Source organism: Dyadobacter sp. UC 10, from assembly GCF_008369915.1.
Taxonomy (GTDB): domain Bacteria; phylum Bacteroidota; class Bacteroidia; order Cytophagales; family Spirosomataceae; genus Dyadobacter.
The window spans coordinates 2052782-2069840 of sequence record NZ_VSRN01000001.1 but is presented as its reverse complement, the minus strand read 5'-3'; the positions used below and the strand labels follow the sequence as shown (position 1 = coordinate 2069840).

General features: G+C 47.0%; 13 protein-coding genes. 7 read left to right on the top strand and 6 right to left on the bottom strand.

Annotated features, from left to right (window positions below; translation table 11 throughout):
• Window positions 1-3: 3 nt before the first annotated feature.
• The 5 genes from FXO21_RS08320 to FXO21_RS08300 form a co-directional block, all read right to left on the bottom strand.
• A complete protein-coding gene (locus tag FXO21_RS08320; protein ID WP_149639658.1) occupies window positions 4-2181 on the bottom strand; it encodes a TonB-dependent receptor plug domain-containing protein in 2178 nt (725 codons plus the stop codon).
• The gene (locus FXO21_RS08315) at window positions 2178-3407 is read right to left on the bottom strand and encodes a PepSY-associated TM helix domain-containing protein (protein ID WP_149639657.1); all 1230 of its coding nucleotides are present in this window, start codon (window positions 3405-3407) and stop codon (window positions 2178-2180) included. The genes FXO21_RS08320 and FXO21_RS08315 overlap by 4 nt, the downstream gene beginning before the upstream one ends.
• 45 nt (window positions 3408-3452) lie before the next feature.
• Window positions 3453-4631, bottom strand: a complete 1179-nt coding sequence (locus FXO21_RS08310; protein ID WP_192579191.1) for a DUF4374 domain-containing protein — start codon at window positions 4629-4631, stop codon at window positions 3453-3455.
• 11 nt (window positions 4632-4642) lie between these two features.
• Window positions 4643-5263: a hypothetical protein gene (locus tag FXO21_RS08305; protein ID WP_149639655.1), complete on the bottom strand. Its 621-nt coding sequence runs from the start codon at window positions 5261-5263 to the stop codon at window positions 4643-4645.
• Between the two features lie 66 nt (window positions 5264-5329).
• On the bottom strand, window positions 5330-5905 hold the full coding sequence (locus FXO21_RS08300) for an RNA polymerase sigma factor (RefSeq protein ID WP_149639654.1): 576 nt from the start codon (window positions 5903-5905) through the stop codon (window positions 5330-5332).
• Window positions 5906-6172: 267 nt separating this feature from the next.
• On the opposite strand from FXO21_RS08300, the gene FXO21_RS08295 reads away from it, so the two are divergent.
• The 3 genes from FXO21_RS08295 (at window position 6173) to FXO21_RS08285 (ending at window position 11812) form a co-directional block, all read left to right on the top strand.
• Complete coding sequence (locus FXO21_RS08295) at window positions 6173-8425, top strand: xanthine dehydrogenase family protein molybdopterin-binding subunit (RefSeq protein ID WP_149639653.1); 2253 nt, start codon at window positions 6173-6175, stop codon at window positions 8423-8425.
• An 11-nt stretch (window positions 8426-8436) separates the two neighbouring features.
• Window positions 8437-9252 (top strand): AraC family transcriptional regulator, encoded by an 816-nt coding sequence (locus FXO21_RS08290; protein ID WP_149639652.1) that lies wholly within the window; start codon window positions 8437-8439, stop codon window positions 9250-9252.
• Between the two features lie 97 nt (window positions 9253-9349).
• The gene (locus tag FXO21_RS08285; protein ID WP_149639651.1) at window positions 9350-11812 is read left to right on the top strand and encodes a TonB-dependent receptor domain-containing protein; all 2463 of its coding nucleotides are present in this window, start codon (window positions 9350-9352) and stop codon (window positions 11810-11812) included.
• 6 nt (window positions 11813-11818) lie between these two features.
• On the opposite strand, the gene FXO21_RS08280 is transcribed toward FXO21_RS08285, so the two are convergent.
• Complete coding sequence (locus FXO21_RS08280) at window positions 11819-12550, bottom strand: DUF2490 domain-containing protein (RefSeq protein WP_149639650.1); 732 nt, start codon at window positions 12548-12550, stop codon at window positions 11819-11821.
• Between the two features lie 223 nt (window positions 12551-12773).
• Here FXO21_RS08280 and FXO21_RS08275 point away from each other — a divergent pair, with 223 nt between their 5' ends.
• The 4 genes from FXO21_RS08275 to FXO21_RS08260 all read left to right on the top strand — a co-directional run bounded on the left by FXO21_RS08275 (window position 12774) and on the right by FXO21_RS08260 (window position 17058).
• Window positions 12774-13688: a hypothetical protein gene (locus FXO21_RS08275; RefSeq protein ID WP_149639649.1), complete on the top strand. Its 915-nt coding sequence runs from the start codon at window positions 12774-12776 to the stop codon at window positions 13686-13688.
• Between the two features lie 100 nt (window positions 13689-13788).
• A complete protein-coding gene (locus FXO21_RS08270; protein ID WP_149639648.1) occupies window positions 13789-14373 on the top strand; it encodes an RNA polymerase sigma factor in 585 nt (194 codons plus the stop codon).
• On the top strand, window positions 14360-15736 hold the full coding sequence (locus FXO21_RS08265; RefSeq protein ID WP_149639647.1) for a hypothetical protein: 1377 nt from the start codon (window positions 14360-14362) through the stop codon (window positions 15734-15736). Before FXO21_RS08270 ends, FXO21_RS08265 begins: the two co-directional genes overlap by 14 nt.
• Before the next feature lie 74 nt (window positions 15737-15810).
• Window positions 15811-17058: a PQQ-binding-like beta-propeller repeat protein gene (locus FXO21_RS08260; protein WP_149639646.1), complete on the top strand. Its 1248-nt coding sequence runs from the start codon at window positions 15811-15813 to the stop codon at window positions 17056-17058.
• Window position 17059: the final 1 nt, after the last annotated feature.

Genomic DNA, 17059 nt, shown 5'->3' with positions numbered 1-17059 from the left:
TAGTTAATTATGATGTAAAAAGTACCTGATATGCATGCTGATGAACCTGCCGGGCTTTTGCAGGAGATAATTGTCGTAAACCTGCCTGTCGAAAATGTTCCGGCATTCAAGGCTTAAATTCAGACTGTTTTGAAGCGTGCTGTAAGTCAGTCCCGTGTTTTGTAGAAATTGGGTGGGGATTTTCTTTTTGGTAGCGGGATCGCCCAGGCTGGGCCAGCTCAGGAAAAAGCCTTTCACGTAATCTGTTCCGATATAAAAGCTGAGATCGCCCTTGCTTCCGAATGCCGAAGGGTATTTCAGCCTTGCTTCACCATTGGCCATCAGCGACGGCAGGTTTTTCATCCGGTCGTTATATACAATGCTTCTGGCGCCTGAGGCGGTGAAGCGCTGCTTGTTGCGCACATCCTGGTAAGTGAGTGCCCCGTTGACTTCAAGCCACTTTTTACGCGCATAACGCATGGAAAGGTCGCCGCCGGCGCTTCGCAGCTTGTCGATGTTTTCGTAGCGCGCAGTTCCATACAGATCGCCTTCGCCCAACCAGATCAGGTCGCGCGTATTTCTGTAAAAAAGGCTCAGTTCATAGCCCCATTTGTTATCCGAATTCCGAAATGATTGGGCAATGCCTGTATTCAAATTTGTGCTTTTTTCGGGTTTCAGGCCGGGGGCATTCAGGATCGTATTTCCATTGCCGAGCAGCTCGACACCGTCGGGCATACGTGCTGTGCTTTCAAAAGAGAGCTTCACCAGGCTCGCATCATTGAACTGAAATTTGGTTCCAAACCCGGTACCCCAGCTGTTGTTCTCCGAGAAGTAGGGAATCAGCTCCTTTTGCTCGCCTCCATTATAATTGTAAACATTGGTGCGCGCCGAATAGCCGAAGTTTTTGACAAACAGCATGCTGGTCAGCTTTTCGTCGAGGAAAACGGTTTGGTAGGAGAACGCAGCTACATGGCGGCTCAGGTTTTGCGGTTCGCGAAAGGGGATGGTCCATTCCGCGCTAGCGAGCGGGTCTTTGCCGGTTCGGTTTGTACGGTTAAATGAGTAGCTGGCAGCCAATGTATGGTGCGGGCCGAGCGCGTAAGAAGTGTTGGCGATCAGCATGGTATTGCGGTCGCGGAACTGGTATCGCGATTTTTGGGCACGGATCCCATTCAATTCCCCGGAAACCTGTGCGATTACGTCCTGTGCCCAGTTGTATTTCTGTGAACTCGTATCGGTGGTTTGTGCTTCCAGGCGGTTGAGCACGCCGTAAAGATCGAGACTGAGTCCTTTTGGATTTTTTTTAGAATAGCGTATCGACGGGGCAAAAAGCTTTTCATCATAGCGCACGCCGCCGTACACAAAAGCCATCGTGCGGCCGGTTTGCACGCCTTTTTCCATAGTTGAGCCGATCAGCCCCAGCATCAGCGCGTCGGCCCAGGGTTTGCCGGTAATACCAACTTCGGCTTTCACATTAAATGCCCGAAAATCATCATTAAATCGACGGTATCGGCGGCCAGCGATCGGTTTGCCGAATTCATCGGCGACTTCCACCGTCCGGCCCCAGACCTTGTAATTGTTTTCTGAATATCGGTAGGAGCTACTGAGCTGGAAGGTAAGTGCATTTTGGTGCCTCCATTTGCCGGAAAGCTCCGCTTTATGTGTTCGGAATGAACCAATACTGTATGAAACGTCGATGTAATTACTAAGGTCTTTGCGGGTAATGAGGTTAATGGAGCCACCCAACGCGTCGCCGCTCAGCTCAATCGGCGTCACGCCTTTATACACTTCAATCCGTTCCAGGGAATTGACAGGAAAATTCTGAATGCTGTAACCTGTCCCGTAAGCTTCCATCGGCACGCCGTCCACGAAAAACCGGATTGATTTTCCCGATAATCCATGAATGGCGTAATTAAATTCCGAGCCCATTCCGCCCGTTTCGCGTACTCTGATCCCTGGCATAGCGTCCAATAGCCGGTTGATTTCCAAATTTCTTCCAGCCACGGATTTCAGATCCAGTACATCCACAGCGAAAACGCGCTGTTTTACCTGGGTAACCTCCGTTTTGCCGGTTACCCTTACTTCATACAAGTCGCGGGCCGTTGTGTCTGGGGTAACTGCTTGTCCCCGTGCCCATTTCGGAAGACACACAACCGTGCATAAGACGACTATAAGCAGCTTATGTTTGAGAAAATTGTTCACGAATAGAGGCGGGTGATTTTCGAATTTTTTTTCTTGCCAAATCCTTTTCTATTCCACCAAACGATAAATCCGGTCACAGGAAGCGATGCGCCGATCAGCGAGCATAAGGCTGCCAGAATCTTTCCAGGTAGCCCGAGAATGCTGCCAATATGGATATCATAGTTCATCCGTCGGATTTTGGCACCAGCTGACGATTCTTCGAAGCTTTTGTCAAACACTTCAAAAAACTCCAGTCGCTGTAATGTATGGCGGTCGAATGTGTGCCTGGCTACATCGTAGAATCTACCTGGCTCAGGGTACGTTCGGATGCTGATGGTCGAATTAGCATCCGTGGAATCAGGAAAAGCATAGTAAAATCCACCGGCAGACGGACTCTCGGTAACCATATGTGCCCAGGTGAGGTCCAGTGCCTGGTTGTATGTATAATGTTTGCCCTGTTGTGTCGTGTCGGAGCTCACGCGCTTCCATTCCGGTTCGGATGCACCGCCGGATGTTACCCAGTACAAGCTTTTGCTGTACCACGCAATGCCGTAGACCATTCCTGACAATGCAAGCGCCATCAAAATCAGGAGGGAATAGAAGCCGAGCACATTATGCAGGTCGATGTTCATGCGTTTCCAGCCCGCATTCCATTTGATAGCAAAGCTTTTTTTACGGTTGCTTTTCGACCATTTCGCGGGGTACCACCAGATCAGCCCGGTGATTAGCAGGATTACAAAAACCAACGTGCCGTAGTTGACCAGCGGCTGCCCGATATCATGTGGCAGCCATAGGTGGCGGTGACCCAGCAGGATCCAGTCGAAAAAGCCTGTTTCTCCCTGTTTGAGGGTTTTTCTTCCCTGAACCTGGCCGGTATACGGATTTAGAAACAGGGTATAGGTTTCCTTATCACGCTTTCCGCCCACGCCGACGCGTACAGCGGTTCCCTGCTGATAATAGGCGTAGGCAGCGGGCTTCCCTGGAAATTCCCGGGCTGCAATGGAGAGTACCTCCGATGGTTTGAGGACAGGGCTATCGCGTTTTTCTGCACGGATCGCTGGTTCAAGCGCGTAAGTGATTTCTTCGCTCAATGCCCAGATTGCCCCGGTAATGCAAACTATAAATACGATAACGCCCGAAGCCAGTCCCAGCCACAAATGCAGCCAGTCGTTAACCCGCCTGAACAGCGATTTCTTCCCTCGCCTGGCAGATAGTTTTTCTATTGATTTAAGCTCAGATCCTATCATTTGAAATAAACTTCGATTTCATCTTTTGTTCTCCATCCCCCCTTTTCAAAACGCCACCACTCCGCTCACAAATTCTGCATTTTGGTAAATCAGTCCCTTTTTGGCACTTCCGGTTGCACGATCGTAGATATAGCAGGCATTCTCCCCGTTTTCTGCATTGATGGCGATAGCGACTTTGCCATTTTTCAGTCTCTCCAAAGCCCTGCGGGGATATTTGCTGAGTGGTATATGTAACTTTTTGAGTGACTGAGAAAGCAGATCGGCTTCGTAATAACTGATCACAAATCCGTGCTGGTAATCGCGGTAAGCCTTAATGAGGCCGCTTTCAAAAACCTGCACGATGACTTTGCCGTTACCTGCGTAGATCATCCCGCCCGAATGGTTGCCGTTTAGTTTGGAAGTGAGGTTTAGAAAGTAGCTGTCATCGAATTCGGTCTGACCGCTTTTAATCCTGACAATGCCTGAGGGAAGTGATTCATTGGCACCCCAGTAATTGCTATTCGAAGAGATCAGATACAGATCGCCGTTTTCTGTAAAGGCATGTGAAGACACAACGCTGTAACCCAGGCAGGCCGTTTTGTCGGTAGAAATCGTTTTTTCATAAGTCATATTTTTGGCATCGTAAACCGCCACATTCGCTATCGAATGGGCGTGGTTATCGCCATCAGCGTGGATGTACGGGACCAGTACCTTGCCTTCCTTGACGATGTACATGCTCGGCGATGCGACGCTGCCGGCATTGATCTGCAAGCGGATACTGTCGCTGCGCTCGACGGTCATTTCGGCGGCGTTGATGATCTGATAGGTAAAAAAACTGTCTGCCTCCTGCCGCGGCGCGGTGCTTACCAAAAGACGGTTTTCGTCCAAAAATGCAGATATCGGTCCGCCCAGAAGACCGGTATTAGGCACAGCGCCTTCCGGTTTGAAGTTTCCCGATGCATCTACCGAGTACTTGGTCATTTTGTCTTTTGAATTCACAAAGACAAAACCCGGCTTTGAGGTGACAAGTACGTTATTGGGGATATTGGTAATCTGTTGTGATCCCGAAATGTCGGCCGTGCCAGATTCGAGGTCGGAAATCACGTGATAAGGATAAATTCCCTGTGAAGGCAGGCTCAGTGCCACAATGTAGCGGGATTCTTTGGCTACCTGGTCGCCGGTATTCTGCGGTCCGCACGATGTAACCGCCAACCCCGACATAAACCCTATGAAAAGCGCTTTCATTTTCACGTTCATCAGATTTCCAAAGCTTCCAGCGCCTTTTTTTGCAACGGTAATGGTAAGTCGAATACCCTATCTTCTTCTACGACAACCAGCTCGTCCGATTTGAGCCGGTATTGAAATGCAACAATTTTTTTGTCTCTACGTATCGTGACCACCGCACTTTGTTCCGGGCGACGGTTCTTCGCACAAGTCAGGTTCAGCTTCATACTGACATCATTTTCAGAAGTGTTATGAATGCGTACATCCCCGCAGAATAGTAGGTCTGCACTATGTGAAGCAATATTCATATTGATCCGGGCAGAACCGTTAGGAGGAAGTTTGAACAGAAGTCCTTTTGCATAATATGCCTCGTAATGGTGTGATGTATTCTGAATTACCAGATTCTCCTGAGCAAGTTTCCAGGCAACACCGAACACAGTCATCAAACCAGCCAGTGCAGCAGCAACGTACATTGCCCATGGACTTAGGGGCCGAATTGAATCCGCCTTCGCGTGTTTCTGAATGTTGCGCCAGGATCGCCTGAGAATTAAGTCTTCGTTGGCAAGAGGCTGATCAAGCGAGCTCCTGACGCGGATTGCCTCTTCGGGTGTACATTCGCCGGCAAAAAACTTATCCAGTAAATCCTCGTCCATATTTGGGGTTGATTTACCAATAAGTAACCCGGCAGAGAATTTAGTCCCAACGCAACACGACCTTTTTTACGCAGCCATCAGAAAAAGCGCGAGGATCGCCTCGATATGACGTCTCAAAAAGCCGAGGGCCCTGGTCAGGTGGTTTTTGACCGTTTTTTCGGAAAGCGAAAGTTCTCTGGATATTTCTGCCGAATTAAGGCCCTGTCCCCGGCTCAGCCGGTATACTTTCCGGCACTGGACAGGCAGCTGTTTTACCAACTCGTTGATGTTGTGATTTAAGTCAACATATTCGATATGGAGGCGGGTGCTATCGTCACTGGGGTCACTATCGTTCAGTATCTCGCTTTGCACGCTCCGAAACCGCGAGAGGCTGCGTTGGTGATTATAGTATTGATATTTAGCACACCGGAACAAATAGTTTTCCCATGAACTGATGACCGGGAGCGTCAACCGACGGTCCCAGATTGCGCAGAAGACTTCCTGAACCATGTCGGCAGCCAGCATTTCGTCTTTGCAAAGCGAATTACAAACCCGTAATAGAAACGGAGCATGCTGAATGTAAAGCAGTTCGAAGTCCTGTTCACTTATGATTTTCGCAAAAGTGTCAGGCCGGTTCGTGACGATCTGATGAGAATGGGTCATTTTCTGAGATAAACAGCAATCAGAATGATGCCCTGCAAATTAACAGATTTTAAATAGATTAATTATAAATAGATACACTGATCCATGTATTTTTCTTTTGGGCCTGAGTTCATTCTGAAAGTTCGGCGTGATAATAACCCTTCTGTGATCAGTAAAAATGGTAGTAAAGTAAGTAATTTGTATACAGCTTGTTTCCTGTTAAATAAAGATCTTTGTTAATTACGCTGCCGACTTCAGTTCATCCTTCACCGCATTAAAAAACTCACCATGAACAATGACAAAAAAGCCTTAAACAGGCGCTCGTTTCTGAAAGCTTCACTGATATCTGGCGGAGGAATGATGCTGACCGTCAGTTGGTTGTCCAGTTTCAGGTCTGCCGATAAGTCAGAAGCGCTGAACCTGCCGGAGCAATGGGCTCAGCTTAACGGTTATATTCAGATTACGGCGGATAATAAGGTCAGGCTAATTTGTCCAAACCCCGAATTTGGGCAAAATGTAATGACTTCTCTTCCGATGATGCTGGCAGAGGAACTGGATGTGGATTGGAAAGATGTCACCGTAGAAATGGGGCCGCATGATAGTGCTAAGCTGGGCGCGCAGTTTACAGGTGGAAGCAATTCTGTCAGAATGTATTGGAAGCCGCTCAGGGAAGCCGGTGCTGCGGCGAGGCAGATGCTGCGGGAGGCTGCGGCGCAAACCTGGAAAGTGCCGGCAGGCGAAGTGACGACCAAAGCAGGTGTGTTGTCCCACCCGAGCGGGAAATCGGCCAGGTATGGTGATATGGCGGGCAAAGCGGCGACTTTATCCGTACCCAAAGATTTGCAGTTAAAATCCCCGAAAGATTTTACGATCGTCAGAAAATCCCAAAGGAATGTAGAAACGCAAAAGATCATCACAGGTAAGCCTCTTTTTGGATTGGATTACAGCGTTGACGGGATGCTGATCGCGATGATCCAGCATCCGCCGGCTTTTGGAATGAAACTCAAATCGTTCGACGCCGCGGAAGTCCTCAAAATGCCAGGGATTAAAGATGTTTTCCAGCTCAAACTATATGAAGAAGGTTTTGAGCAAGGCGGTTTCGACACCCGGACATTCAATGATTTGCTGGTCGTGGTGGGCAATAGCACCTGGCAAGTAATGAGTGCCCGAAAGAAACTGATCGCAGAATGGGAATCTGCCGGCGATGTTAAAGATACGATGACGGGCAGGGGAGGGAAAAGGGAGGTTACTATTCCCGGAGTACCTGAAAGTACAGGTACTCAAATGGAAAAAATGCAGGAGTATGCCAAAAAGCCGGCTCAGCAACTCAGAAAAGACGGTGATCCGGAAACTGCGTTTAAGAATGCGGCCCAGGTGATTGAGCGCACATACAATGCACCCTTCCTTGCGCATAACTGCATGGAGCCGATGAATTTTTTCGCCCATGTTACCGACGAGAAGGCGCTGCTGGTTGGGCCGCTGCAAGCTCCCGGCTGGATCGAGCCTACACTTGCTAAGTTGTTGAAACTTCCCGCCGACAAGATCGAAATACAAATGACCCGCATGGGCGGTGGCTTTGGCCGCAGGGCTTACGGACACTATCTTTCGGAAGCGGCCCTTATTTCTAAAAAAGTGAAGGCCCCCGTCAAACTCATGTATACCCGCGAGGATGACATGACTTATGGGATTTATCGTCCGATGTACACGGCAACTTACCGTGCCGCCCTGGACAAAGACAAAAAACTGGTTGCTTTCCATGTGAAAGGAGGCGGTATACCTGAGCATCCCGTACATGCAAACCGTTTTCCGGCAGGAGCAGTGGATAATTACCTGGCCGAAGGGTGGCAGATCGCTTCCAATATAACAATAGGTGCTTTCAGAGCGCCACGTTCCAATTTCAACGCCGCCGCAGAGCAATCGTTCCTGGACGAGGTGGCCGAAGCGATGGGCAAAGACCCAATTGAATTCAGATTGGAACTTTTGAAACGGGCCAAAGAAAACCCTGTAGGTGAAAATAATGAGTACGATGCCGAGCGTTACGCCGGCGTACTGGAACTGGTGCGTGATAAATCGGGCTGGAACAAGGCGGGTAATGAGAAATACAACCGCGGTGTGGCTGCCTATTTTTGCCACAATTCCTATGCGGCCCATGTGGTCGATATGGTGACCAGAAACGGGCAACCTTATATTGAGCGCGTGTTCAGTGCGATGGATTGTGGGGTAGTCGTAAATCCCGATGCGGCAACGAATATGGTTGAGGGAGCAGTGATTGATGGAATTGGTAATGCATTTTACGGCGCTTTGACGCACAAGGATGGCGTTGCGCAGCAAACCAACTTCAATAACTACCGCATGATCCGTCATCACGAGGCCCCTAAACAAATAGAAGTCCACTTTGTCAGGAACGACATTGACCCGACCGGCCTGGGGGAGCCGCCATTTCCCCCAGTATTTGGCGCAGTAGCCAATGCATTGTATAAAAATAAAGGCAGAAGATTTTACAACCAGCCATTCCAGTCTGAAATGGATAAGGTCATTTGAAAATAGCTTTGATGGAAATCCCGATTAAAAACAAACTGAACGAAAAGGAGCTTTTCAGGATCAAGAGAATGAAAGAGGTGATTAAAACCACCAATCCGCACGGTCACAAGGATTATCTCGAAATCATTTACTTAGAGCAGGGCGCGGGTTTCCATCAGATTGATTTTAACCGTTTTACCGTCCAGCCGCACAGTCTTTACCTGGTCATGCCCGGCCAGATCCACAGCTGGGAGCTGACCGAAATCCCGAAGGGGTTTGTGGCGATGGTCCAAAAGGATTTTCTTCTGGAACAACCGCTTTACCATTCCCTTTTTCAGACATTCCCTTTGCCATTTCCGAGCGGATTTCACCTGGCAGATGCCAGTGAAACCTTTCAGGGTATTTTCAGGAACATCGAAATGGAATATACCAAAGGCGAAACCAACTTCGAAGCGGTGATCCAGACGTATCTGCAATTGCTTTTTAATTTGCTCAAAAGGGAAGTTAAATCGGAGCAGTCGCAACCATTTCCTCCTTTACTCAAAAATTTCTTCACGTCGCTGGACAAAGAATTCAGGGCGAATCATGAGATAAAATTTTATGCTGATGCTTTGAATACTACTTCCAAAACACTGAATGCGAGCTGCAAAAAGTTTCTGGGAATGACAGCCGGAGCTGTGATCAATGAAAAACTGACGGCTGAATCGAAAAAGCTCCTTTTGTACTCGCACCAAAATCTAACGGAGCTCGCATTTGAACTTGGCTTCGCGGACGCTTCCCATTTCAATAAGTTTTTCAAACGTCAGACTGGCGTACTTCCCGGAATTTACCGTAAAGGAATTTCCTGAATGTACCAGAAATCCGCGCTGATGTACAAAGTCTACTAATCTTGTAGAGCTAAATTTGCCAATCTGCCAGGACGGCGGAAAATGCATTTTACTCGACATGAAATTTCTCCTGATTACGCACTTCATTTTACTGATTACCATATTATCCGTCCGGGCGCAAACGGACCTAACCATTAACGGAAGTGTCATAGACAGACAAACCAAACAACCTTTGGCTTACTGTTCGGTCGCACTTTTCAAAAGCCAGGATTCGACGCTGGTCACCGGCTTACTTACTTCTGAAAAAGGCAATTTCAGATTTGAAAATGTGGCAACTGCTTCCTATTATCTTCAGACACAATATATTGGTTACGCCAAAGCCACCGTTTCACTTGCTGCTTATTCTTCAAAAAAAAATGTGATCGAAGTCCCGGTTATTGAAATGGATTCCGACCCGAGAATGCTGACGGAATTGAATGTGAAGGCCGACCGGCAAACGCTTGAAAATAAAATAGACCGGCAGGTTTACCGGGCGGACAAATTTTTGAACAGCCGGGGCGGAACGGCCGTTGATGTATTGAAAAATACCCCTTCGGTCACAGTCAATAGCGAGGGCGGGATCACGTTAAGAGGCTCGTCGGGATTTTTGGTGCTTATCAATGGCAAACCCGTTCAAACCGATGCGGCAACGATCCTGAACCAGATCCCGGCAAACACCATTGAAAATGTGGAAGTAATCACTTCTCCATCGGCACGTTTCGATCCGGATGGGAAATCGGGAATTATCAACATCACAACCAGGACTGCGCTGGCGGGGACAAGGTCTTTTTCAGCCAACATTCAGGGTGGCTTACCAGCTATTTATCGTTATCATAACCTGCGTAATCCAGTTCGTTTTGGTGCGGATGCAACCTTTAATGCCCGCTCAGAGAAATGGGAGTTCAGTCTGAGCGGCAACTACCTGCGGAATGACATCTCTGGTCAACGAACGGGCAACGTGAATACGACCATTGATAACATTTATACCTCGTTCCCATCCGACGGGGAAAGGAGTTATAGCCGATACAACTACACGATACGAAGCTCGGTTTCATTCACACCGCGCGCTGGTAATGTTTTTTCGGCAGGATTTTATACCGGATACCGTTCCCAGTCGCGACGCGCCGACATTGTTTACAACAACACAAAAACAGACCTTAATACTGGTAATATTATTGGCCGCATTACTTATTTCAATTCAAATGTGGCGCGCAAATCGGGCAGGATTACATTGGGTAATCTGGACTATACACATACTTTCAAAAACAAAGCTGCACTTACTGTGTCAGGGCTGATTGAGAATGCGGGCATGAACGGACTGACGACCAATGTCAATCTTGCGGAGCCAGATAGAAACGTGATCCTTCAAAGCAGCCGAAACCCAAGCGAGAACCCACTGAATGCTTTTCGGTTGAAAGCGGATTATGCCATTAATATCGGCTCAGGGAAGCTGGAAACCGGCTATCAGTACCGAAATCAGGTTCAGAAAGGTGATTTTCAATATCTTGATCTGAACCTGGAAACGGGCGTCTTTCACATAGTCCCTGAATTTAGCAGCAATACCGAAGTCACCAATGAGATCCATTCTGTTTATGGGCAATATGCGGGCAAACACGGTAAATTGGAATACCTGGGCGGCTTGCGGTATGAATATTCCACCAGGGCGTTCAAAGCAGGTGCCGAAAGTCCCCGGAACCTCAATTTGTCAAACCTTTTTCCTTCGCTGAATCTGCAATATCAGCTCACCAAGCTGCTTCGCGCGCGTGCCGGATACAGTAAGCGTGTGCAACGCGCTACGAACAGCGAGCTCAATCCTTTTCCCGAGCGGGAGCATTCGGAGACGCTTGAATCGGGTGATCCGGACATTTTGCCCGAATTTATCGATTTGTCTGAGTTGGGGATCGTCAGGGAATTTCAGGAAGGCAGCTTTTTTGCAACTGTTTATAACCAGCGCATTAAGAATGTTGTCAACCGGGTTAATAGTGTCTATAACGACACGATTTTAAACCGTATTTATACCAATGCCGGCCTCGCCACTTCCTGGGGGCTGGAAACGGGAAGTTCATTAAATATCACGAAATGGTGGCAACTTCAGGCTGGGGGAAATTTGTATCATTATAAAATTAAAGGGTCGTTGTTCGAAAATGATGTGGCTGTGAATACGGCCAGCTGGGTTTACGGCATCAATGCCAACACTACGTTCAAGCTTTCCGGAACTTTTCAAATACAGGGATCGGTGAATTACCTGTCGAAGCGGGTTACCGCGCAGGGCGAAGATTCGCGTTTTGTGACTCCCAATCTTTCGGCCCGGAAGACGTTCCTGAAAGGAAAACTTGCGGCTACATTACAATGGCAAAATGTGGACCTGGGTCTCCTGGGAACCAACCGACAACGCATTACGACGTTCGGTAAAAACTTCTTCACCACGACCAACTACATCCAGGAAACGGACATTTTCCTGCTTAACCTGAGCTACAATCTCAATCAGACCTCAAAAAAGGCAAAACTGCCTTCAAGCGAATTTGGGGACAAAGAGTTCTAGGTTACATTACTTTTTAGCACGGAGGTCCAGGTTGTGGAAGACAAAAACCCTTAATACATTATTGCTATTGAAATGGTTGCCGGAAGGAAGCTGCTGGAACTGGTTCATGTAGCCTACCTGCAAATTAAGTCCTTTTGTGAACTGGTAACCCAGTCCCACGAAAAGGCGGTTTTGGTCAAAAATATTGTAGGTAATCTGCTTGCCCGCATTGATGTGAATCTCATCGTTAAAGGCAAAAAACAGCGTTTTAGGTTCGATAAAATCCCTGTTTAGCGGCACCATCAGATTGAGTAAATAGCGGAAGCGAAAATTGAAATTGTATCCGTCCTGCAAGACGTCATTGGTAATTTTTCGGTTAAAACGCTCTTCAACTCTGATCCACTGCTGCGTCTGCAAACGCTTTTGGCGGCTTGTCCAAAGTACCTGCTGCCAAAGTCTGTTTTCCGGCCGCACCGTATGCAGGCCAGCCGCCGGATAGCTGCGCGCGAAGGCATAACCCGCCGTAAATCTCAAATGGTCATTGGCATAATAAGTAATCCCGGGGCGGATAATCTGTGTAGACCAGCGCTCCAGAAAATCCGTGCGCCTGGCGTGCAGATCAAGCCAGAAGCCCCATTTGTCCGTAATCCTCGTTTGATTAAAATAGCCCAGCCATACGCCACTATGTTTGTTAACCTGTTTTTGAGCGAATGACGGAATTGCAAAAAGGATGAATGATAGTAAAAAGAATTTCTTCATATCGGGCTCAACTAAGTATTGCGTGTTGATTTACTATTGGTTAAAAATGATTGACCTGGATGGCACGTTTGCGTTAGTGGTATTCATTCAGTAAATTTCAAAAATACCTAATAATTTACCTGACAATCAGTAATTTATATTTTTTATTAAAATCCATGCATCCATATTTCTACATTTTCTGGTCTCTATACCTGACTAATTTGTAAAACCCCTGGGATACGCTATGGTACGCACTAAATTTATACCTATAATACTACTGGCCGTTGCGCTATTTGGGTGCAATAAGCTGATTGAAGTTAATCCGGATACGAATACCGCCCCCGAGCAGGCAGTTGCCCTCATTCGCAGCCGTTTCCCGGCAGCTTCCGATCTGGTTTTCAATACCCTGGTTAAGGGGCGGGTTTGGGATGCGTCCTTTAAAGTGAGCAACAGTCGCTATCGTTCTGCTGTGGATAGAACAAGCATTTTGACAACTTCCCGTAGCGCGAGCGAAAGTCTTCACGATTCCTTGGTGATATTGACAAATCATCTTTTCATCAGATGGGGAACAATTTCAAATATCCGGGAAATACTACCAGATAGCGAAACGGGTGCAAAGAAATCCTCATACTTTGCCGACTATGCGTGGAAAGGAAATCTGTGGACGTTAAAAGTCACTTTTGCAGAACCGGGATCACCCTTTTATCACACCGTCACGATAATCCCACGGATCGACCTTGAATACGTGACCGCTGATCTGGAGTCACTTCCAGCGAAGGCTCAAGAGGTTCTCAAGGAGAGGGGACAATGGTCGGGCGCAGTTACTGTGCGTATAGACAAGGACGGAAAGCGGACCTACCTCGCCCCATTTTACAGGTTTGATGATGACGGGATTCCCTTTTTTACCGGTTTAAATAATGTCGTTAAATATGGCAACATGGAAGAAATTGCCCCGGGTATCCACGACTATTTCAAACATTCCAGCGGTTTTTCAGAATTAAGTTTCTCCTCGGGAACCATGTTCGATGACGGGAGTTGTGCTGGTTATTCACTATATCTCGGAAATGATAATGAGAAAGTTTCCGAACAATTTCATTTCATTTTTTCAAGGCAAGGATACATCGTTACCGAATCATATACGGCCTCGGTAAAGCCATAGGAATGGCAGCGAATTAGAAACAATGAATAATTTGAACTCATCAACCTGCTAATTATAATTTGCCTGGTCATGGACAATCATGTCTTAATTGAGATTTTCGATGTTTTTTAACAAAAAAAGCAGATTCCATGACGTGACCGAACTTGTTAAGGCATGCCAACAGCTTGACCGGCGCGCGCAAAACATTTTGTATGACAGGTATATGAACAAAATGCTGGGAGTCTGTCGAAGGTATGCGCGTACAAACCTAGAAGCGGAAGATATCTTTCAGGAAGCATTTATGAAAATCTTTCAGAAAATTGATGACTTAAAGAATCCGCTTCAATTGGACAGTTGGATTAAAGTGATTGTGATCAGGACAGCTATTAACTACTATCAGCGCACCACTAAGAGCGAAAAGCTCCAAATTTGTCTGGATTCGATGGATTTTGAACGGGAGTCCGGCGAGCATGACAGGATTTTTAATCAATTGGATATGGAGATTTTAATCAATGTGATTAGTGAACTGCCCAACGGCTATCTGGCGGTAATCAACTTATTCTTCATCGACGGCCATACGCACGCAGAAATTGCCAATCTACTTGGAATAGAGGAATCGACTTCAAAATCACAATTGAGCAGGGGGAAAGACTTGCTGATTAAAAAACTGCAGAAAAAAGGAATCATGGCTTATGAAAGACTATGAGGAAAACCCTGAAAATGCTTTACGAAAGTTGTTAAGCGAAAGTTTTGCCGATTTCGAGCTTCCCGCAAATCCCGCTTTAAAGAAAAAGCTTTTCAATAAAATACCATCACGGCGGAATCCTTCCCGATTCTATATTTTGCTTGTCATTTTGGTGATGGTGGGAAGCCTGTTTCTTGTAACTCGCGAACCACGTCGTGAACCTGGCTTACAAACTTTTTCAAAAGCCAATGAGATAATTGCAAAGGGAAAGATTCAGACAGCATCAGTAGTGGTCGACAAAGGCGACGACGGGATCGTGTCAGTAGACCCGGTAGCGCAAGACCATCGCATACTCACTCCGCCAGTACCAATCGATCATATGCAGAACAAGATGCCTCGCAAAATCATCAGGGAAGAAATCAGACGTAATTTGAAAAATCATTCCCTTGCGTCTGTGGAGATTGGTGGCAAAAAAGACCAAACTTTCACACCTATGGATGATTTGGGAGGCCAAGACGGGCAAAGACGTCAGAACCGCGTTACCTCTCAGGCTCTGGACGAAACAGGGACAGCTCTTTTCGGAAATAAAAGCGAGCAAATCTACGTCCAGCAGGAAGCGCTCCCGAACACGTTAATTGACCCGTTGTCGCCGGGGGCAATCCCTCTTTTAAAGCCATCACCATTCCGTGAAATTCCTGGTCCACCATTTCCGGATGAAATGCAATTGATGCCTGAAACAGGCGAAAAACAAGGAATGCAGACTCCCAACACCAAACTGCATGCAAGGTTATCTGCCCCCAAATGGTCTTTTTCAGTCACGCCTATGCAGACTTTTCAAGTTATGAAGCTCTGGTCTACACCGCAATTGAGTCTTCAGAATATCCGGTTTGCACCCGTATTGTCATTGCAATCCAAGGCGATGAAAGTTTCCGGGGGCTTGGAGGCATTTGGAATGGACTTTCTGGTTAGTTACAGCTACATCGGCAACCGTGTTCATTTTGAAACGGCCACGGATGAGTACATCGTAGTGCCTTCTGACAACCAAAGCTATGCGGTTATCCGGAAAGGAGTACCTTTAATAAAAGAGGAAAACCTCAATCTGCTGAGCATCGGAATACGGAAAAATATCATGTTGGACCGTGGTCGCCTCAATCATTATCGCGGGGCCGTCGGTCTGGACTATTCGCGCATTCTTGGTAGCAAGCGAAACATGACAATGGCCGGCATCGGGATTTACAGGCAATGGGGCTTTGGGGCGAATGCTAGTTTCTCGGTTGGTCCCTATGCCCAGGTGGGACTCACACAGAAGACTGTGATTCCCGGGATCTGGAAATACAGGCCTTATCAGTTAGGGATTTCTATCGGGCTCAGAAAAAATCGGTGAATCCGCTTAATGTACGGATCCTTAGTCACTTAGCAAAGTTAATTCTTCATAAATCAAACTTTGAGTTTCAAGTTATGTATGTAAAGAAAAGTCTGATACTTCTCACCGTAATCATTGCTGTTTTGGGTTGCACCAAAAAGCGCGTGGAGGTTGAGCCGGTTAATTTGACTGGTAGCGAGCAACTTGTTTTAGTAACTGCGAACTACGGCCGACCGGATGCCAGCTTGACCGCTCTGGACGGAAGGACGGGCAAAGTCAAGTGGAAGATGGCCTTTGACGGTGACATCATTGTTCACTCCAAAGTGCTTTACCTTAACAGAAGAGTGTGGACTGATATCGTCAACTACGCCGATACGGTTAGTTTTTATGCCAATTCGGGCGGGCCTCAAAACCTTTTAACTATCGATGCGGCGACCGGAAAAGTAATTCGGCAAATTAAAAATACACTTCGACCGGATTTTACGATAGGCTGCTGCTCAACATATCAATTCAACAGCCTGGTGAAAATTGAGGATGAAATAGCCTATATGGTCCTAAGTGAATATGATTTTGGCATAGCTTACAGAGAAACGATCTATGCCACAGACCTGGCTGCGGGCCAGGTTAAGTGGAAATACAAAGTTCCTTCGGAAAAGCTGCCTCTCGATGTTTATAGCCGAAACGGAATAACTGTTACCGATGGGAAAGTATTCGTGGCCGGGAGAAATCAATCGTTTGTATTGGATGCTTCAACCGGACACTCTATTCAAGAGTATAAAATGGGAGGTTTAATAAATCCAGTTGAAGGATGCTACTATCTAACTAAAAGTTATGAAGCCTCGTCCATTGACGCAAAATCAGGCAACGTGAAATGGAGATTTGGTATACCTGCGGGAGATGGGGCCATTACATCCACGCCGCTCCTGGTTTATAATGATCTGGCATATGTATGTACGATGTCCGGGTCTATATCGGCACTGGATAAAGGTACGGGCGAAAAAAAATGGACGTTCAAAGTCAAAGAGATAACCCCTTATTCAAATTATAAGGTCTCCATGCGGTCCGGGATGCTCTATGCTTATAACGAATCTCTGGAGAACAACAGGTTATTTTCATTGGATCCCATAACGGGTAAGCTGAATTGGGAGGTCTTGATGGATGATAATTCGGATAACATCAGCCAGCAGGTTGGCGATGAAAACGAGCTGGTCTACGAAAGAACAATGTCGTCGGTAACGGCGGTGGATTCAAAAACAGGCAAAAAAGTATGGCGGCGGCTGAACCCGAAAGGTGAGGTGATAAACAATATTCATGCCTATAACAGAGCCCAGCTAGACTTTTAGA

Coding starts and splice junctions, on each gene's coding strand:
- FXO21_RS08315 (WP_149639657.1), bottom strand. CDS start 3,407: ATGATAGGATCTGAGCTTAAATCAATAGAAAAACTATCTGCCAGGCGA.
- FXO21_RS08310 (WP_192579191.1), bottom strand. CDS start 4,631: ATGAAAGCGCTTTTCATAGGGTTTATGTCGGGGTTGGCGGTTACATCG.
- FXO21_RS08305 (WP_149639655.1), bottom strand. CDS start 5,263: ATGGACGAGGATTTACTGGATAAGTTTTTTGCCGGCGAATGTACACCC.
- FXO21_RS08300 (WP_149639654.1), bottom strand. CDS start 5,905: ATGACCCATTCTCATCAGATCGTCACGAACCGGCCTGACACTTTTGCG.
- FXO21_RS08295 (WP_149639653.1), top strand. CDS start 6,173: ATGAACAATGACAAAAAAGCCTTAAACAGGCGCTCGTTTCTGAAAGCT.
- FXO21_RS08290 (WP_149639652.1), top strand. CDS start 8,437: ATGGAAATCCCGATTAAAAACAAACTGAACGAAAAGGAGCTTTTCAGG.
- FXO21_RS08285 (WP_149639651.1), top strand. CDS start 9,350: ATGAAATTTCTCCTGATTACGCACTTCATTTTACTGATTACCATATTA.
- FXO21_RS08280 (WP_149639650.1), bottom strand. CDS start 12,550: ATGAAGAAATTCTTTTTACTATCATTCATCCTTTTTGCAATTCCGTCA.
- FXO21_RS08275 (WP_149639649.1), top strand. CDS start 12,774: ATGGTACGCACTAAATTTATACCTATAATACTACTGGCCGTTGCGCTA.
- FXO21_RS08270 (WP_149639648.1), top strand. CDS start 13,789: ATGTTTTTTAACAAAAAAAGCAGATTCCATGACGTGACCGAACTTGTT.
- FXO21_RS08265 (WP_149639647.1), top strand. CDS start 14,360: ATGAAAGACTATGAGGAAAACCCTGAAAATGCTTTACGAAAGTTGTTA.
- FXO21_RS08260 (WP_149639646.1), top strand. CDS start 15,811: ATGTATGTAAAGAAAAGTCTGATACTTCTCACCGTAATCATTGCTGTT.